12 protein-coding genes, 7 tRNA genes and 2 pseudogenes are annotated in these 15,154 nt (G+C 43.8%); 18 read left to right on the top strand and 3 right to left on the bottom strand.

Annotation, left to right across the window (positions count from 1 at the left end):
- Positions 1-157 precede the first annotated feature (157 nt).
- From N4T56_RS01950 to N4T56_RS02000, 11 genes and pseudogenes are all read left to right on the top strand, one after another.
- Positions 158-1,374, top strand: a pseudogene (locus N4T56_RS01950) (FAD-dependent monooxygenase).
- A 150-nt stretch (positions 1,375-1,524) separates the two neighbouring features.
- Positions 1,525-2,112 carry an aminoacyl-tRNA hydrolase gene (pth, locus tag N4T56_RS01955; protein WP_261732044.1) on the top strand — a complete coding sequence of 196 codons (588 nt, stop codon included), beginning with the start codon at positions 1,525-1,527 and terminating at the stop codon, positions 2,110-2,112.
- Between the two features lie 78 nt (positions 2,113-2,190).
- Positions 2,191-3,282: a redox-regulated ATPase YchF gene (gene ychF, locus N4T56_RS01960; protein WP_261732045.1), complete on the top strand. Its 1,092-nt coding sequence runs from the start codon at positions 2,191-2,193 to the stop codon at positions 3,280-3,282.
- Between the two features lie 200 nt (positions 3,283-3,482).
- A tRNA-Met gene (locus tag N4T56_RS01965) sits at positions 3,483-3,559 on the top strand.
- Positions 3,560-3,602: 43 nt separating this feature from the next.
- Positions 3,603-3,687 (top strand) — tRNA-Leu (locus N4T56_RS01970).
- 46 nt (positions 3,688-3,733) lie between these two features.
- Positions 3,734-3,808, top strand: a tRNA-Gln gene (locus N4T56_RS01975).
- Between the two features lie 23 nt (positions 3,809-3,831).
- Positions 3,832-3,906, top strand: a tRNA-Gln gene (locus N4T56_RS01980).
- A 5-nt stretch (positions 3,907-3,911) separates the two neighbouring features.
- Positions 3,912-3,988, top strand: a tRNA-Met gene (locus N4T56_RS01985).
- A gap of 106 nt (positions 3,989-4,094) precedes the next feature.
- A tRNA-Leu gene (locus tag N4T56_RS01990) sits at positions 4,095-4,179 on the top strand.
- A gap of 53 nt (positions 4,180-4,232) precedes the next feature.
- Positions 4,233-4,307 (top strand) — tRNA-Gln (locus N4T56_RS01995).
- Positions 4,308-4,488: 181 nt separating this feature from the next.
- A complete protein-coding gene (locus N4T56_RS02000; RefSeq protein WP_261732046.1) occupies positions 4,489-5,520 on the top strand; it encodes a patatin-like phospholipase family protein in 1,032 nt (343 codons plus the stop codon).
- Positions 5,521-5,590: 70 nt separating this feature from the next.
- Here N4T56_RS02000 and N4T56_RS02005 read toward each other — a convergent pair whose 3' ends face one another.
- The 3 genes from N4T56_RS02005 to lolB form a co-directional block, all read right to left on the bottom strand.
- The gene (locus N4T56_RS02005; RefSeq protein ID WP_188919654.1) at positions 5,591-6,538 is read right to left on the bottom strand and encodes a ribose-phosphate pyrophosphokinase; all 948 of its coding nucleotides are present in this window, start codon (positions 6,536-6,538) and stop codon (positions 5,591-5,593) included.
- 91 nt (positions 6,539-6,629) lie between these two features.
- On the bottom strand, positions 6,630-7,502 hold the full coding sequence (gene ispE / locus N4T56_RS02010; protein ID WP_261732047.1) for a 4-(cytidine 5'-diphospho)-2-C-methyl-D-erythritol kinase: 873 nt from the start codon (positions 7,500-7,502) through the stop codon (positions 6,630-6,632).
- A gap of 42 nt (positions 7,503-7,544) precedes the next feature.
- Entirely contained in the window at positions 7,545-8,156 is a 612-nt protein-coding gene (gene lolB, locus N4T56_RS02015; protein WP_261732048.1) for a lipoprotein insertase outer membrane protein LolB, read from the bottom strand.
- A 236-nt stretch (positions 8,157-8,392) separates the two neighbouring features.
- Between lolB and hemA the strand changes: the two genes are divergently transcribed.
- From hemA to kdsA, 7 genes and pseudogenes are all read left to right on the top strand, one after another.
- Positions 8,393-9,643: a glutamyl-tRNA reductase gene (hemA, locus tag N4T56_RS02020; RefSeq protein WP_188919646.1), complete on the top strand. Its 1,251-nt coding sequence runs from the start codon at positions 8,393-8,395 to the stop codon at positions 9,641-9,643.
- Positions 9,644-9,657: 14 nt separating this feature from the next.
- Complete coding sequence (gene prfA, locus N4T56_RS02025) at positions 9,658-10,743, top strand: peptide chain release factor 1 (protein ID WP_261732049.1); 1,086 nt, start codon at positions 9,658-9,660, stop codon at positions 10,741-10,743.
- A gap of 9 nt (positions 10,744-10,752) precedes the next feature.
- Entirely contained in the window at positions 10,753-11,631 is an 879-nt protein-coding gene (gene prmC / locus N4T56_RS02030; protein ID WP_261732050.1) for a peptide chain release factor N(5)-glutamine methyltransferase, read from the top strand.
- An 87-nt stretch (positions 11,632-11,718) separates the two neighbouring features.
- Positions 11,719-12,114: a SirB2 family protein gene (locus N4T56_RS02035; RefSeq protein ID WP_188919639.1), complete on the top strand. Its 396-nt coding sequence runs from the start codon at positions 11,719-11,721 to the stop codon at positions 12,112-12,114.
- 9 nt (positions 12,115-12,123) lie between these two features.
- On the top strand, positions 12,124-12,912 hold the full coding sequence (locus tag N4T56_RS02040) for a transglutaminase family protein (RefSeq protein ID WP_261732051.1): 789 nt from the start codon (positions 12,124-12,126) through the stop codon (positions 12,910-12,912).
- 121 nt (positions 12,913-13,033) lie between these two features.
- Positions 13,034-14,282 (top strand): annotated as a pseudogene (locus tag N4T56_RS02045) (DUF819 family protein).
- Positions 14,283-14,299: 17 nt separating this feature from the next.
- The gene (kdsA, locus tag N4T56_RS02050) at positions 14,300-15,151 is read left to right on the top strand and encodes a 3-deoxy-8-phosphooctulonate synthase (protein ID WP_261732052.1); all 852 of its coding nucleotides are present in this window, start codon (positions 14,300-14,302) and stop codon (positions 15,149-15,151) included.
- Positions 15,152-15,154: the final 3 nt, after the last annotated feature.

Consider the following 15,154-nt stretch of genomic DNA (forward strand, 5'->3'; position numbering starts at 1 on the left):
TATTTTTAGTCATGATATGCAAGTGTTGTAAAACTGCCCAATAGCCACATTTACTTATGTACTGGTGGTTTTAGACATGTTTCGACACAGTTAACCTAGTGCAAATTATAAATAGGCGAGAGCACCCGCCACATCACTTTTTATGGATATAAACACCATGCAACAAACGCCTGACACTCAAAATACCCAACACTTAATTGAATATGATGCCGTGATTGTGGGCGGCGGAATGGTGGGTGCCGCAGCCGCAATCGGCCTCGGACAGCTTGGCTTAAACGTGGCGGTAATTGAAGCGCGTGAGCCGCAAGCTTATGATCCTGAACAACCATTAGATGTACGTGTGTCGGCGATCAGTGTCGCATCAGAGCAGTTGTTGTCTCGACTGGGCGCAATGGAAACACTACTAACAATGCGCCATGCACCTTATGACGGTTTAGAAACCTGGGAGATGGACGGCTGCTTAACTTCTTTTACTGCTGAGCAAGTGGGGCAAACACATTTAGGCTACTTCTTTGAAAACCGTCTAATACAGCTGTGTTTGTGGCAACAAATCCGCCTAATGGATAATGTAGACTTGTTATGCCCTCACAAAGTAAGCCAATTTCACAGGCAATCTGCACAGCAGTGTATTAACGTTACCTTAGAAGATGGAAGCCAACTGTCTACACGCCTGCTTGTTGGCGCCGATGGTGCTAACTCGCAAGTGCGTCAGTGGTCGGGGATTGGTGTGACTGGTTGGGATTATGCTCAGTCGGCGATGTTAATCAATATCCACACCCAAACCGAGCAGCAATCCGTCACTTGGCAGCAATTTACCCCAGCGGCTCAAGGAGCTTATTGCCGCTACCTGGTCATCACGCCTCATTAGTTTGGTACGACGATGCCAATCGCATTAAACAATTATCGCAATTGAACAAACTGCAATTAGCTGAACAAATTAAACAGCATTTTCCTGACCGATTAGATGTTAACTTCAGTGTTGAATCGAGTGGCAGCTTTAGCTTAACTCGCCGCCATGCTCAGCAGTATTATCAAGATAACTTAGTGATTCTTGGCGACGCCGCTCACACCATAAACCCGTTAGCAGGTCAGGGGGTTAATATCGGCTTTAAAGATGTTGATGTGCTGGTGGCTCAAGTCGCTAATGCCATTGGCAGTGGTGAGACATGGTGGCAAGCAACGGTATTAAAACGTTATCAGCAGGCACGCTATTACGATAACCAATTAATGATGACCGCGATGGACGCTTTTTATGCAAGCTTTAGTAATGACTTATTGCCATTAAAATTATTACGTAATGGCGCACTAAAACTGGCTAATATCGACTCACCGATAAAGCGCAAAGTCTTAAAGTATGCGTTAGGGTTAAATTAGCCAAGTTATAAGCGAAACTTGTGGTTTGTTGACAAGCCATTTGAGTGCTAAAATGCCGCGTTTTGCATCAGCTGTATTAAATGCAATCCATAAAAAGACTGTTGCGCAACTGATGAGAGTCACTTGTGTGAATAAATTGACTAGGTTGTGATGAGTAACATTAAACTAATTGTTGGGTTAGCAAACCCCGGTGCTGAATACGCACAAACTCGCCATAATGCAGGTGCATGGTACGTGCAAGAATTAGCACGTATTTGCAATGTGCCTTTAGTGGCCGACAGTAAATATTTTGGTGTCACAGCACGAACCATTTTGCATGGCAAAGATGTGCGCTTGTTGATCCCGACAACATTTATGAATTTAAGTGGCAAGTCGGTTGCGGCCTTAGCTAACTTTTTTCGTATTCTGCCTGAAGAAATTCTAGTGGCTCATGACGAGCTTGATATGGCCCCTGGCGTGGCTAAATTTAAATTAGGCGGCGGGCATGGCGGACATAATGGCTTAAAAGACATTATAGCAAGCTTAGGTAACGACAAAAATTTCCACCGTTTGCGTATTGGCATTGGCCATCCAGGCGATAAAAATAAAGTTAGCGGCTACGTATTGGGCAGAGCGCCAGCGGTAGACCAAGAGCGAATTAATGCTGCGATTGATGAAGCTGTACGCTCCACCGAGATTTTATTTAAACAAGACATGGTGAAAGCCATGCACAGATTACATTCGTTTAAAGCAGAATAAGCTCGGCGAGTTTTGTTTTAGCACCTCATTCGACATCATTATCCAGTGGGATAATTCTACATATATAAAGGTAAGCATATGGGTTTTAAATGCGGCATTGTTGGTTTGCCAAACGTGGGTAAATCAACGCTGTTTAATGCGTTAACACAAGCCGGTATTGAAGCGGCAAACTTCCCGTTTTGTACTATTGAGCCAAACACCGGTGTGGTACCAGTACCAGACTCACGTCTTGACGCATTAGCTGAAATAGTAAAACCACAACGTATTTTACCTACCACAATGGAGTTTGTTGACATTGCGGGTCTAGTGGCTGGTGCCTCTAAAGGTGAAGGGTTAGGGAACAAGTTTTTAGCTAACATTCGTGAGACTGATGCCATTGGTCACGTGGTACGTTGTTTTGAAGACCCAAACATTGTTCACGTTGCTAACAAGATTGACCCAGCAGGCGATATCGAAGTGATTAACACTGAACTTGCTTTAGCTGACTTAGACTCATGCGAGCGAGCTATTTTTCGTCAAGCCAAGCGAGCCAAAGGTGGCGACGGAGATGCTAAATTTGAAGTGAGCGTACTTGAAAAAATGCGCCCTGTGTTAGATGAAGGCAAAATGTTACGTTCATTGGAATTAACTAAAGAAGAGTTAGCCGCTGTTGCTTATCTTAATTTCTTAACCATTAAACCAACAATGTACATTGCTAACGTGTCTGAAGACGGATTTGAAAATAATCCTCATTTAGACGTGGTGCGCGAGATTGCCGCTGGTGAAAATGCAGTAGTAGTACCAGTATGTGCCGCTATTGAATCTGAGCTTGCTGAAATGGAAGCAGACGATCGTGCCGAATTTATGGCTGATCTTGGTATAGAAGAGTCAGGTTTAGACCGTGTTATTCGCGCAGGTTATGAGTTATTAAACCTACAAACGTATTTTACAGCGGGTGTCAAAGAAGTTCGCGCTTGGACTGTGCCTATTGGCGCATCAGCACCACAAGCGGCTGGTGTTATCCATACCGACTTTGAACGCGGTTTTATTCGTGCTCAAGTGATGGCTTATGCTGACTTTATTACTTACAAAGGTGAAGCTGGCGCAAAAGAAGCAGGTAAATTGCGTGTTGAAGGTAAAACTTATACCGTTAAAGACGGCGATGTAATGCATTTCTTATTTAACGTTTAAGCGTTATTAAGAATAAAAGGGGCGTAAGGCGACAAAAGGTAAGTTAAGTGGGGTTATTTTGTCGATTCGGCATCCAGTTTGGTGAAGATATAGCCGAACAAGACGAATTGATGAAAATAGCGAAAAAACCAGTTGACCTCGATAACCTGAATAAGCATAATACGCCCCGTTCCTCACCAAGAGGGATTGCAAAAAGTAGTGGCAATATAGCTCAGTTGGTTAGAGCACAGCACTCATAATGCTGGGGTCGCAGGTTCAAATCCCGCTATTGCTACCATTACTTTGCTCATCTTACTCAAGATGTAAAACATGAGCGTAGTGCGGGAATGGTGAAATTGGTAGACACGCCAGATTTAGGTTCTGGTGCCGCAAGGTGTGAGAGTTCAAGTCTCTCTTCCCGTACCATTTATTAGAAAGGCTGGCTTAGGCGGGCATTTCAACAAAGTTTGATTGGGATATCGCCAAGCGGTAAGGCACCGGGTTTTGATCTCGGCATCCCCAGGTTCGAATCCTGGTATCCCAGCCACTTATTAGTTAGAAAAAGATTATTGGGATATCGCCAAGCGGTAAGGCACCGGGTTTTGATCTCGGCATCCCCAGGTTCGAATCCTGGTATCCCAGCCATCTTTGGCAATATAGCTCAGTTGGTTAGAGCACAGCACTCATAATGCTGGGGTCGCAGGTTCAAATCCCGCTATTGCTACCATTTTTACTAGGTAGAATGAGGGCTTAACCAAGTACTTGTTTGCCGATAGTAAAAGTCAAAGTGTACACTTAAAAAATTTAAGGTATACTCAGAGTTGAAATTTGATGCGGGAATGGTGAAATTGGTAGACACGCCAGATTTAGGTTCTGGTGCCGCAAGGTGTGAGAGTTCAAGTCTCTCTTCCCGTACCATCAAATTTAGTCAAATAGATTTACCTTCTGTTTTACAATAAAAAGATTTCAATTGGGGTATCGCCAAGCGGTAAGGCACTGGGTTTTGATCTCAGCATTCCCAGGTTCGAATCCTGGTACCCCAGCCATATTATAAAAAGCCCGTCTTGATGACGGGCTTTTTATTTTTTGATGTTTTTTCGCACCATTACAACCCTTGGTGTATTGATAGTCTTTTCCTATTAACACAATTGATTCTATCTGTTATCCATCATCAACACAGTTGTTTAGAATTGCCTTATACAATTCATTATCCGTATCAGGTCAACTATGAACAGCCAAGTCAACCCACCATTCACTTCTTCAAAGCAAGCATCAGAGCCCATGACGGCATTAATTGCTGAGGGTGGCGGTCAGCGTGGTATTTTTACTGCTGGAGTGCTTGATGCGTGGTTAGATGCTCAGTTTGACCCATTTGATTTATTTATTGGTACCTCAGCGGGGTCGCAAAATCTCACCAGCTTTTTAGCTAGACAAAAAGGTTATGCAAAACGCTTAATCCGCGGCTTGTCGAGACATAAACGTTTTTATCAATTAGGCCGAGGTTTAGTGGGCGGGCATGTGGTAGATTTAGATTGGTACTTTGAAAAAACCACTCGTGGCAGCTTTGCGTTAGATTTTGATACCGCCAGTAAAACTCTGGGGCAGCGACAATTATTAATTACCGCAACCAGTGCCAGAGACCGTCAAGGCTACTTTTTAAGCCCTAGTGATGATAACAATCACTGGCGCGAGCTATTAAAGGCATCAAGTGCGTTACCGTTTCTTTATAAACAAGGTGTTAAGTTAACGCCATGGTTGTCGTCGGATGCAGCGAACCAATCTGCAGAGCAAACTCCAGCATTACAAGAAGACTTCTTTTTAGACGGTGGCTTGGCTGCGCCATTACCTGTGCGAGAGGCCTATCAACGTGGCGCGCGCAAAATTGTGGTGATCCGCACCGTAAATGCTGACTTTCAAGCGCAATCAGCTTGGGTGCATAAGCTTAAATCGTGGATTTGTGTCTCAGGTTATTGCCCTAAAACCATTGATTATCTAGTGCAGCATGAACAAGCTTATCAAGAGGAGCTTGCGTTTATGGCCAATCCGCCTGCTGATGTAGAAATCGTGCAAATTTTTGCTGATGATACTTTGCAAAGTAAATTGCTTGGCAGTACCGATGCTGATTTACGTCAAGACTATCGTACAGGTATTGCTGCTGGTAATGCGTTTTTACAACGAGGTAATGAAGAGAAGGTGGCACCAGTTGCCTTTAATGTTCAACATGGCAATATCATACAACCGCAGGCGCTGTCGGCATAATAGGGGTGATACAGACAACAAAAAACGCACTCAATGAGTGCGTTTTAGTATGCGACTAATTAAACAAATATTAGTGGCGGAACATCGCAGAGATAGACTCTTCGTTGCTTACACGGCGAATGGCTTCAGCAAGCACTGCTGACATAGTCAATTGGGTGACTTTACCCACTTTAAGCATTTCAGGGCTTAACGGTACAGTGTCAGTGACGATAACTTCATCGATAACTGAGTCTGCAATGTTTTGCGCAGCATTACCCGAAAATACTGGGTGAGTCGCATAGGCAAACACGCGATTAGCACCGTGTTCTTTTAATGCTTCAGCAGCTTTGCATAAGGTGCCACCCGTGTCGATCATGTCATCAACGATAATACAGTCACGGCCTTGAACATCACCAATGATATGCATTACTTGGGCAACGTTAGCTTGTGGTCGACGCTTATCGATAATCGCAAGATCTGAATCATCTAATAGCTTGGCAACCGCACGCGCACGAACAACGCCACCAATGTCTGGCGAAACCACAACTGGGTTTTCAAGTTTTTTCGCTAGCATGTCTTCAAGTAACACAGGGCTACCGAATACGTTATCAACTGGTACGTCGAAGAAACCTTGGATTTGCTCAGCGTGAAGGTCGCACGTGAGTACGCGGTCAACACCGACGCTAGACAAGAAGTCAGCAACCACTTTCGCGGTGATAGGTACACGGGCACTGCGAACTCGGCGGTCTTGACGAGCATAACCAAAATAAGGGATAACGGCAGTAATACGACCAGCAGACGCACGACGAAGGGCATCAACCATCACGATAAGTTCCATAAGGTTATCGTTAGTTGGTGCGCAAGTAGATTGAATGATGAACACATCCGCACCACGTACATTTTCGTTTATTTGAACACTGATTTCACCGTCGCTGAAACGGCCTACAACTGCGTCGCCAAGTTTGCAAAATAAACGTTCGGCAATTTTATTGGCTAGATTTGGGGTAGCGTTACCAGCAAAGAGCTTGATGTCGGGCACTTTATGAACCTCAGGTGTTTGCTTTACTATTAAAGGCTAGATCAATTTTACGTGTTGTCACTCAAAACTGACCCAGAAGAAAAATATGTTGTTAGAGTTGTTCAAGCCGCGTTAATAACGGTGACTTATTCATCCCTTTTGCGACAAAGCCATGCATATCAGCCGGCAATTCGGCTAAAGCATCTAAAGCTTGCTGCGAATGTGTAAATTCCCCGAACACGCATGCACCTGTTCCGGTCATTCTTGACGGCGCATATTCTACCAGCCAGCTTAAGGCATTGGCAACTTGAGGGTACTTAGTTGTGACGAGTTTCTGACAATCATTTGTCCATTGTTGAGTCAGTAAACGCTTCATATCTAATTTAGGCGTGTTACGGGGTAAGTCAGGATCTTGGAATATGTCTTTGGTGGATACATGGGCATCTGGCACAATCACAAGGTACCAAGGCTCATTGGGTTGCACGCTAATCAGTTGTTCACCAACGCCTTCTGCAAAAGCAGCTAAACCATTAATAAAAACAGGTACATCCGCACCTAACGCCAAGCCGATCTCGGCCAGTTTTGATGGGGTAACATTGGTTTTCCACAGCGCATTTAGGGCGACTAATGTCGTGGCCGCATCTGATGAACCGCCGCCTAAACCACCGCCCATGGGCAGCAATTTATTTAACCAAATATGCGCGCCACCTTTATATTGGGTGTAACGTTTTAACGATTTTGCGGCTTTTAGAATTAAGTTATCGCTGTCGGCAACAGCATCACCTAAATTGGAGTGCAGTACCAAATCGGCAGATTCAGTAACATGAAAATCAAGGTAATCACAATGATCAACAAACTGGAATAGTGTTTGTAATTCATGATAACCATCAGCGCGTTGCCCTGTTACATGCAAAAACAAATTAAGTTTCGCTGGCGCAGGCCAGCTTTTAGATGCGGCAGATTTATGTAAATAAGTTGAATTCATTTTATATAACTACCTTGTTATAACGTCACAAGCCGGGCAGGACTATTTACCTTTGACCTGTACAGCAGTCCATTGGTTACTTTGAATTTTAATTTGTACATCATCGCGCTTTATCGTCAATAGTTTGGGTACTAATGCACCACTTTGCAGCTGCCAACTATTAAAACTCACATGCCAGTCGGCTTGTGGATCATAGCTAATTAATTGTTTAATCGTACCATCCGAATTATAGCTGACAATGGTATCATTTTCGCCAATCTGGCCAGTAATCCACAGTGGTAAGCTGTCTAACGGAATTGACCAACCACTAATACCGGTAAGTAAGTCTTGGGCGCTTCGGTCATGATAGGTTTTGCCATCCACCTCTAAGGTTGCCATACCTTCATTTGTGGTTAACGTTAATACTGTTGTACCTAATACCGTGGTGAGGCGTAAGTCATTAGCCAGAGGTTGATGAAACCAATATAGGTTAGTGCTAAATTTGTCGTCAGCAGTTTTGACTGCAATTTTGCCTTGTAACTCCCACGACTTTGCTTGTGAGGCCTCGGTGACTTCTATTGGGGTCAATGGCTCTGACGGGGTGATGCTACAACCTGTTAGCAATAGCACAGTGGCGACGATGATTAATTTGAACGCTGATACTGATAAACGCAATGGCTTGCCTAACAGTTGCTGAAGATGGCGTTATGATACTGGGCTTAAGGTATGATGTAAAAATGCTTTTTTAAAATTAATGTGATTTTAATCTAGCGAATTATGCAATGCCTTTATATCTAAGAAATAAAAAATTAGACATTTATTCGGTTTTGTTAAGCCAATTGTGTTTTTAGTTGGTTCAATTCAGTAGAATAGCCTAATTAACATCACCGAAAAGAACTTGATACAGTCACATGAGCCTAGTAGCAATCGGGATAAACCATAAAACAGCCACGGTAGATTTGCGTGAAAAAGTCGCTTTCTCTCCAGACCGCATTCATGACGCCATGAAAAGCTTGGCCAGTCGCACCCGCACGGGTGAGGCTGTGATTGTGTCTACCTGTAACCGCACTGAACTTTACTGTAATAATGCTGAGAAGCAGGACATTATTGAGTGGTTAGAAGAGTATCACCAATTAAATCATGACGATTTAATGCCTTGCATATACGCCTACGAAGAACAAGTTGCCGTTAAGCATTTAATGCGTGTGGCATCGGGATTAGATTCGTTGGTCTTGGGTGAACCGCAAATTTTAGGTCAAGTAAAGCAAGCTTTTGTTAAAGCAAAAGAGGCCGGTACTACCGCAGCGACCATTGACCGCTTATTTCAAAACACCTTCTCAGTTGCTAAAAAAGTGCGCACCGACACCGAAATTGGTGCTGCAGCGGTGTCAGTTGCTTTTGCCGCAGTGAGCATGGCTAAACATATTTTCTCCACGCTGAGCACCACTAAAGTGTTGTTGATTGGCGCAGGTGAAACCATTGAACTAGTTGCAAAGCACTTAAAAGATAATGGTGTAGCAACTATGGTGGTGGCAAACCGAACCATTGAGCGCGCTCAAGCGATGTGCGAAGAGTTCAATGCCACTGCGATTACCTTGCAACAAATACCAGATTTTCTCGCTAAAGCCGATATCGTGATATCCTCTACGGCAAGCCCTTTACCTATTTTAGGCAAAGGTATGGTCGAAAAAGCATTAAAACAGCGTCGTCATCAACCGATGTTGTTAGTTGATATTGCAGTTCCGAGAGATATTGAAGCAGAAGTCGGTGAGTTAGACGACGCATTCCTTTATACTGTCGACGATCTGCATAGCATTATTGAACAGAACATGGCTTCACGTAAGGAAGCCGCCGAGCAAGCAGAATTAATTACTGAAGATCAATCGCACTTATTTATGGAGTGGATTCGATCTTTAGAGTCAGTTGACAGTATTCGCGAATATCGCAGCCAGAGCTTGGCGATTAAAGATGAGTTAATTGAGCGAGCCTTGAACAAATTGTCTCAGGGCGGTGATAGTGAGCAAGTGATTGTTGAATTAGCCAATAGGTTAACCAATCGCTTAATTCATGCGCCCACACAATCGCTTACCTCAGCCAGTCGTCAAGGTGATTTGAATACGTTAGGCTTATTAAGATCTGCGCTTGGTTTAGATAAAAACTAAGGTTAGCGAGCTAAATGAAAGAATCCGTTATCCGCAAGCTAGAAGGCTTGCTTGAGCGTAATGAAGAAGTATTAGCATTATTAAGTGATGCTAGCGTGATTGCGGATCAAGACCGCTTCCGTGCGTTATCAAAAGAATACTCACAACTTGAAGATGTAGTAAAAAGCTTTACAGCTTATCAACAAGCGCAAAAAGACTTTGATTACGCCAAAGAAATGCTTGAAGAAGATGATGCTGATATGCGCGAAATGGCGCAAGAAGAGTATAAGCAATCAAAGCAAGCGTTAGAAACGCTCGAAGACGAGCTACAAATTTTATTATTACCCACAGATCCTAACGACGACACTAACGCGTTTATGGAAATTCGTGCCGGTGCTGGTGGTGATGAAGCCGCTATTTTTGCTGGTGACTTATACCGTATGTACTCGCGTTACTGTGAAGCCAACCGCTGGCAAATGGAAGTCATGAACCTAAACGAAGGCGAACATGGCGGCTTTAAAGAGATTATTGTTAAAGTGAGCGGCGACGGTGCTTACGGTAAATTAAAGTTTGAGTCAGGCGGACACCGGGTACAACGTGTACCAGAAACCGAATCTCAAGGCCGTGTGCATACCTCGGCATGTACTGTAGTTGTACTGCACGAAGTGCCTGAAGCAGAAGCCATTTCAATTAACCCTGCCGATCTTAAAGTGGATACTTTCCGTGCGTCAGGCGCGGGTGGTCAGCACGTTAACAAAACCGACTCAGCAATCCGTATCACTCATATTCCTTCAGGGATTATTGTTGAGTGTCAGGATCAACGTTCACAACATAAAAACCGTGCCCAAGCGATGAGCGTGCTAGCTGCGCGTATTCAAGCGGTTGAAGATGAAAAGCGTCGTAGTGCAGAAGAAACGACTCGTCGTAGTTTGGTTGCCAGTGGCGATCGTTCTGAACGCATCAGAACGTACAACTACCCACAAGGGCGCGTGAGCGATCACCGTATCAACTTAACCTTATATCGCTTAAATGAAGTGATGGAAGGCGACTTAGATGCCTTGCTTGACCCTATCATGCAAGAACATCAAGCCGATATGCTAGCTGCATTAGCTGACGAATAAGGAGTAATCTTGCCTCATTCTTCGTATTCAACTATCGCTGAAGCCCTGCAATGGGCTTATTCACAGCTGGCAGCTACCTCTGAATCTGCACATGTCGATGCAGAGGCGCTGTTATTGCATTGTTTGAATAAAAATCGCAGCTTTTTATATACCTGGCCAGAAAGGCAGCTCACCAGTGAGCAATTTAAAACCTTTAGCCAAATGGTAGACAAACGCCAGGCGGGGGCACCCGTTGCGCATATTATTGGTGAGCGAGAGTTTTGGTCATTACCTTTTATTGTCAATGACTCCACCTTGATCCCAAGGCCTGACACTGAAATTTTAGTTGAAACCGCACTCAATTTAACCGTGCGGCATAATGCTAAGGTATTGGACTTAGGGACTGGCACTGGTGCTATAGCCTTATCTTTGGCCTCTGAACGCCCTAAATGGCGTATTACCGCCATCGACAATGTGCCAGGTGCTGTTGAGCTTGCGAAAGCTAATCGTAATAATTTAAACCTACCCGATGTTGAGATCATCCAATCAGATTGGTTTTCTGCTGTCGAACATCGTGACTTTGATTTAATTGTGTCAAATCCACCTTACATAGATGAAACTGATGAGCACTTGAGCATGGGTGACGTTCGTTTTGAGCCGCAAAGTGCGTTAACTGCGGCTGACGAAGGTTATGCTGATTTGTTTCATATTGCCGCTGAGGCTCGTTCACATTTATTAACCGGAGGGTACTTGCTGCTTGAACATGGTTATGAACAAGCTATAAGAGTGCGTGAAAAGCTCATTGAACTTGGTTATCAAAACGTGGCGACAGTACGCGATTTTGGCAGCAATGATCGCTGTACCTTGGAGTCAATGGGTTGGTTGATAATTCAACAAGTTAATCCCTAATCTGCCGAACAATAACACAGACCACAATATTGGTATGTGTTGCGCTGTTCGAGTAAACTAACACTTTTGATTTTACGAGACTTAGTAATGGAAACCTTTTACAGTTTATATCCAGCGTTAAAACACACTCACATGTTGTTCGTTGTATTAAGTGTGACATTCTTTATTGTGCGTTTTGTGCTGCATTTACGTCAGTCTCCGATTATGGAGAAAAAGTTTGTTAAAGTTGCACCTCATGTTATTGATACTTTTTTACTACTGTCAGGCTTCACGCTTTGCTTTATGATCAAGCAGTATCCGTTTGTCGACCCGTGGATGACTGAAAAAATCATCTGTGTGGTGGCTTACATTGCATTAGGGATTATGGCACTTAAATCTAACCGAAATAAACTGTTTAAGTTTTTTGCCTTTATCGGCGCAATCGGATGGGTAGTGCTCGCGGCCAAGCTGGCTCATTTTAAACAAGTCGTATTAATGGGTTAATTGGGTTTAATGGCAAAATATCTTCTTAATGATGCAGTTTCACTCCCTGAAACTGCATTTGAACTTTCTGAGCACCTTGGTTTTTCATCAACTAAACCTGCAATGTGGGCTTGGTATGAAATGGCTGGGTCGGTACTGAGTCACTATGTTGTTGACCAGCAAGCACGCTTAACAGGCCTGTTTAGCTGGTTTTACAATGACCTGGGTTTTTGCGCGCGCGATAATTACTTTAGCGTTGAAGCCGCCGACTTAAGTTACTGCGTATTAAAGCGTCAAGGTAATAGCACTACGCTGTCAATTTTGCTGATTTTATTAGCAAAACAACTCGATCTGACTCTTGAGGCAATCTTGCTTCCTGGTAATACGGTGTTAAAAAGCCAAATTAACGATGTGGTGAAATACTACGACCCGTTAACCGGCAAAGAACTTAACCGTCATCAGTTGCATGCATTGGTTCGTGGTGAAATGGGCAATGCGGCAAAGTTAAAACCGAGCCATTTAAAACCTGCCAGCTTAAAGCGTCTGATCAGTCGTATGCTGCATGAGCTCAAAGCGGGTTGCATTGTTAATCAAAAATTTGAGTCGGCAATGGAGTGTTGTAATTTATTATTACAATGGCACCCAGATGATGTACACCTCAATCGTGAGCGGGCGTTTATTGCTCAACAATTAGGTTGCATCAAAGTGGCTATGTCAGACTTACAGCATTTTATTGATTTAAGTCCACATGATCCTGTCATTGAACTGGTTAAGATTCAATTAAAGGAACTGAGTCAACATACAGAGGTTTATCACTAAATTTATGCACGCTGCTTTACGAGGTTAACGCAGCGTAAAACAATAATAGGCTGTAAAAGCCAGTTTAAATAAGCACCACTATAACTATTATAAATATTGCACTTGCAAGGGAGAATACTGCATGACCACGTCAGCTATGGTGAGCAATGATGCCACCGCACTGGGTTTACTCGCTGTTATTTTAGGGTTTGTATTTTACACTAGCTCTTCACCGCACCCATTTTGGCAAAAATTCTACAAATTTATTCCTGCTTTATTACTGTGTTATTTCTTACCCTCGCTGCTTAATACCTTTGGCGTGGTTGATGGGCATACATCGCAATTATATTTTGTCGCGTCACGTTATTTACTCCCAGCATGTTTGGTATTACTGATTTTAAGTGTCGACTTAAAAGCCATTTTAGGACTCGGACTCTAAAGCGGTCATTATGTTTTTAACCGGTACCTTAGGGATTGTTATTGGCGGCTCCAATAGCCTTGTTGTTAGTGTCGATGATTGAACCAAGCTTAATTGGCAATAATGGCCCGATGCCGTGTGGCGCGGTATGACTACCCTTGCTGGTAGCTGGATTGGCGGCGGCGCAAACCAAGCAGCCATGAAAGAAATTTATGAAGTGGGCGGTGAGATTTTCTCGGTAATGGTAACCGTTGATGTGATTGTGGCTAATATTTGGATGGCGGTATTGCTGTTTATGGCCTCAAAAGCAAAAGAGATTGATGCCAAAACCGGTGCCGATACTACCGCTATTGAATCGTTAAAACAAAAAGTTGAAAAGTATCACGCCGAAAACTCACGTATTCCATCGCTGCGCGACATTATGATGATTGTGGCAATTGGCTTTGGTGTGACCGGTTTTGCCCATTTTGCCGCTGATTTCTTAGAGCCATTTTTTGAAACCAATTACCCATGGACTGAAGATTACAGCTTAACGTCTAAGTTTTTCTGGTTAGTCGTGATTGTGACGACAATAGGCTTAGGGTTGTCGTTTAGCCCAGTACGTCATGTTGAAGCTGCTGGCGCGTCTAAAATTGCCTCGGCATTTTTATACATTTTAGTCACCACGATTGGTTTGCATATGGACGTGTCTAAGATTATGGATACGCCGATTTACTTCCTAGTCGGTATTGTGTGGATGCTAGTGCATGCAGGCTTAATGCTATTAGTGGCTAAACTCATTAAAGCCCCATTGTTTTATATGGCGGTGGGTAGCCAGGCTAACGTTGGCGGCGCGGCTTCAGCCCCTGTTGTGGCGGCGGCATTCCACCCTGCATTAGCGCCAGTTGGTGTGCTATTAGCTGTATTTGGTTATGCATTAGGTACCTACATGGCATGGCTATGTGGTCAGTTTTTACAAGTTGTCGCAGGTTAATGCGCAAAGAGGATCAAATGGATCAAAAAAATATTCAGTTAGCTAACGATATTCAAGTGGCCAATGACAAGCCGTTTGTACTGTTTGGTGGCATGAACGTACTTGAGTCTCGCGACTTAGCCATGTCAATTGCTGAGCACTACGTTGAAGTGACCCAGAAATTGGGCATTCCTTATGTGTTTAAAGCATCATTTGATAAAGCGAATCGCTCGTCGGTTAATTCTTACCGTGGTTCAGGTATGGAAGAAGGCTTACGTATTTTTGAAGAGATTAAATCAACCTTCAATGTGCCATTAATCACCGACGTGCACGAAGTGCATCAATGTGCACCAGTGGCTGAAGTGGTTGATGTTATTCAGTTGCCAGCCTTTTTAGCCCGCCAAACCGATTTAGTGGTGGCGATGGCTAAAGCAGGTGCGGTGATCAACGTGAAAAAACCACAGTTTTTAGCACCGCACGAAATGCGCCATATCATCACTAAATTCAATGAAGCCGGTAATGACAACATTATTTTATGTGAACGCGGCAGCAGTTTTGGTTACAACAACCTTGTGGTCGACATGCTTGGTATGGACGAAATGAAGCAGTCGGGTTATCCGGTTATCTTCGATGCCACTCACGCACTACAGCGTCCTGGAGGTCGTGCTGACTCTGCTGGTGGCCGCCGTGCACAAGCCACTGAACTTGCACGCAGCGGTATGGCATTAGGTTTAGCGGGGTTGTTTATTGAAGCACACCCCGATCCTGATAACGCCAAATGCGATGGCCTATGTGCATTGCCACTGCATTTGTTAGAGCAATACTTGACGCAAATGAAAGCTGTCGATGACTTGGTTAAATCATTTGAGTTTATTGATACAAGCAAATAAGCA

The sequence above is a fragment of the Shewanella phaeophyticola genome (genome assembly GCF_025398315.1).
In the GTDB taxonomy this organism is placed as follows: domain Bacteria; phylum Pseudomonadota; class Gammaproteobacteria; order Enterobacterales; family Shewanellaceae; genus Shewanella; species Shewanella phaeophyticola.

What these genes read in the sequence shown, in the direction of transcription:
- N4T56_RS02035 (WP_188919639.1), top strand. Translation starts at nt 11,719, where the DNA reads ATGGAAACCTTTTACAGTTTATATCCAGCGTTAAAACACACTCACATG.
- kdsA (WP_261732052.1), top strand. Translation starts at nt 14,300, where the DNA reads ATGGATCAAAAAAATATTCAGTTAGCTAACGATATTCAAGTGGCCAAT.
- ispE (WP_261732047.1), bottom strand. Translation starts at nt 7,502, where the DNA reads ATGAATTCAACTTATTTACATAAATCTGCCGCATCTAAAAGCTGGCCT.
- pth (WP_261732044.1), top strand. Translation starts at nt 1,525, where the DNA reads ATGAGTAACATTAAACTAATTGTTGGGTTAGCAAACCCCGGTGCTGAA.
- N4T56_RS02040 (WP_261732051.1), top strand. Translation starts at nt 12,124, where the DNA reads ATGGCAAAATATCTTCTTAATGATGCAGTTTCACTCCCTGAAACTGCA.
- prfA (WP_261732049.1), top strand. Translation starts at nt 9,658, where the DNA reads ATGAAAGAATCCGTTATCCGCAAGCTAGAAGGCTTGCTTGAGCGTAAT.
- N4T56_RS02000 (WP_261732046.1), top strand. Translation starts at nt 4,489, where the DNA reads ATGAACAGCCAAGTCAACCCACCATTCACTTCTTCAAAGCAAGCATCA.
- hemA (WP_188919646.1), top strand. Translation starts at nt 8,393, where the DNA reads ATGAGCCTAGTAGCAATCGGGATAAACCATAAAACAGCCACGGTAGAT.
- ychF (WP_261732045.1), top strand. Translation starts at nt 2,191, where the DNA reads ATGGGTTTTAAATGCGGCATTGTTGGTTTGCCAAACGTGGGTAAATCA.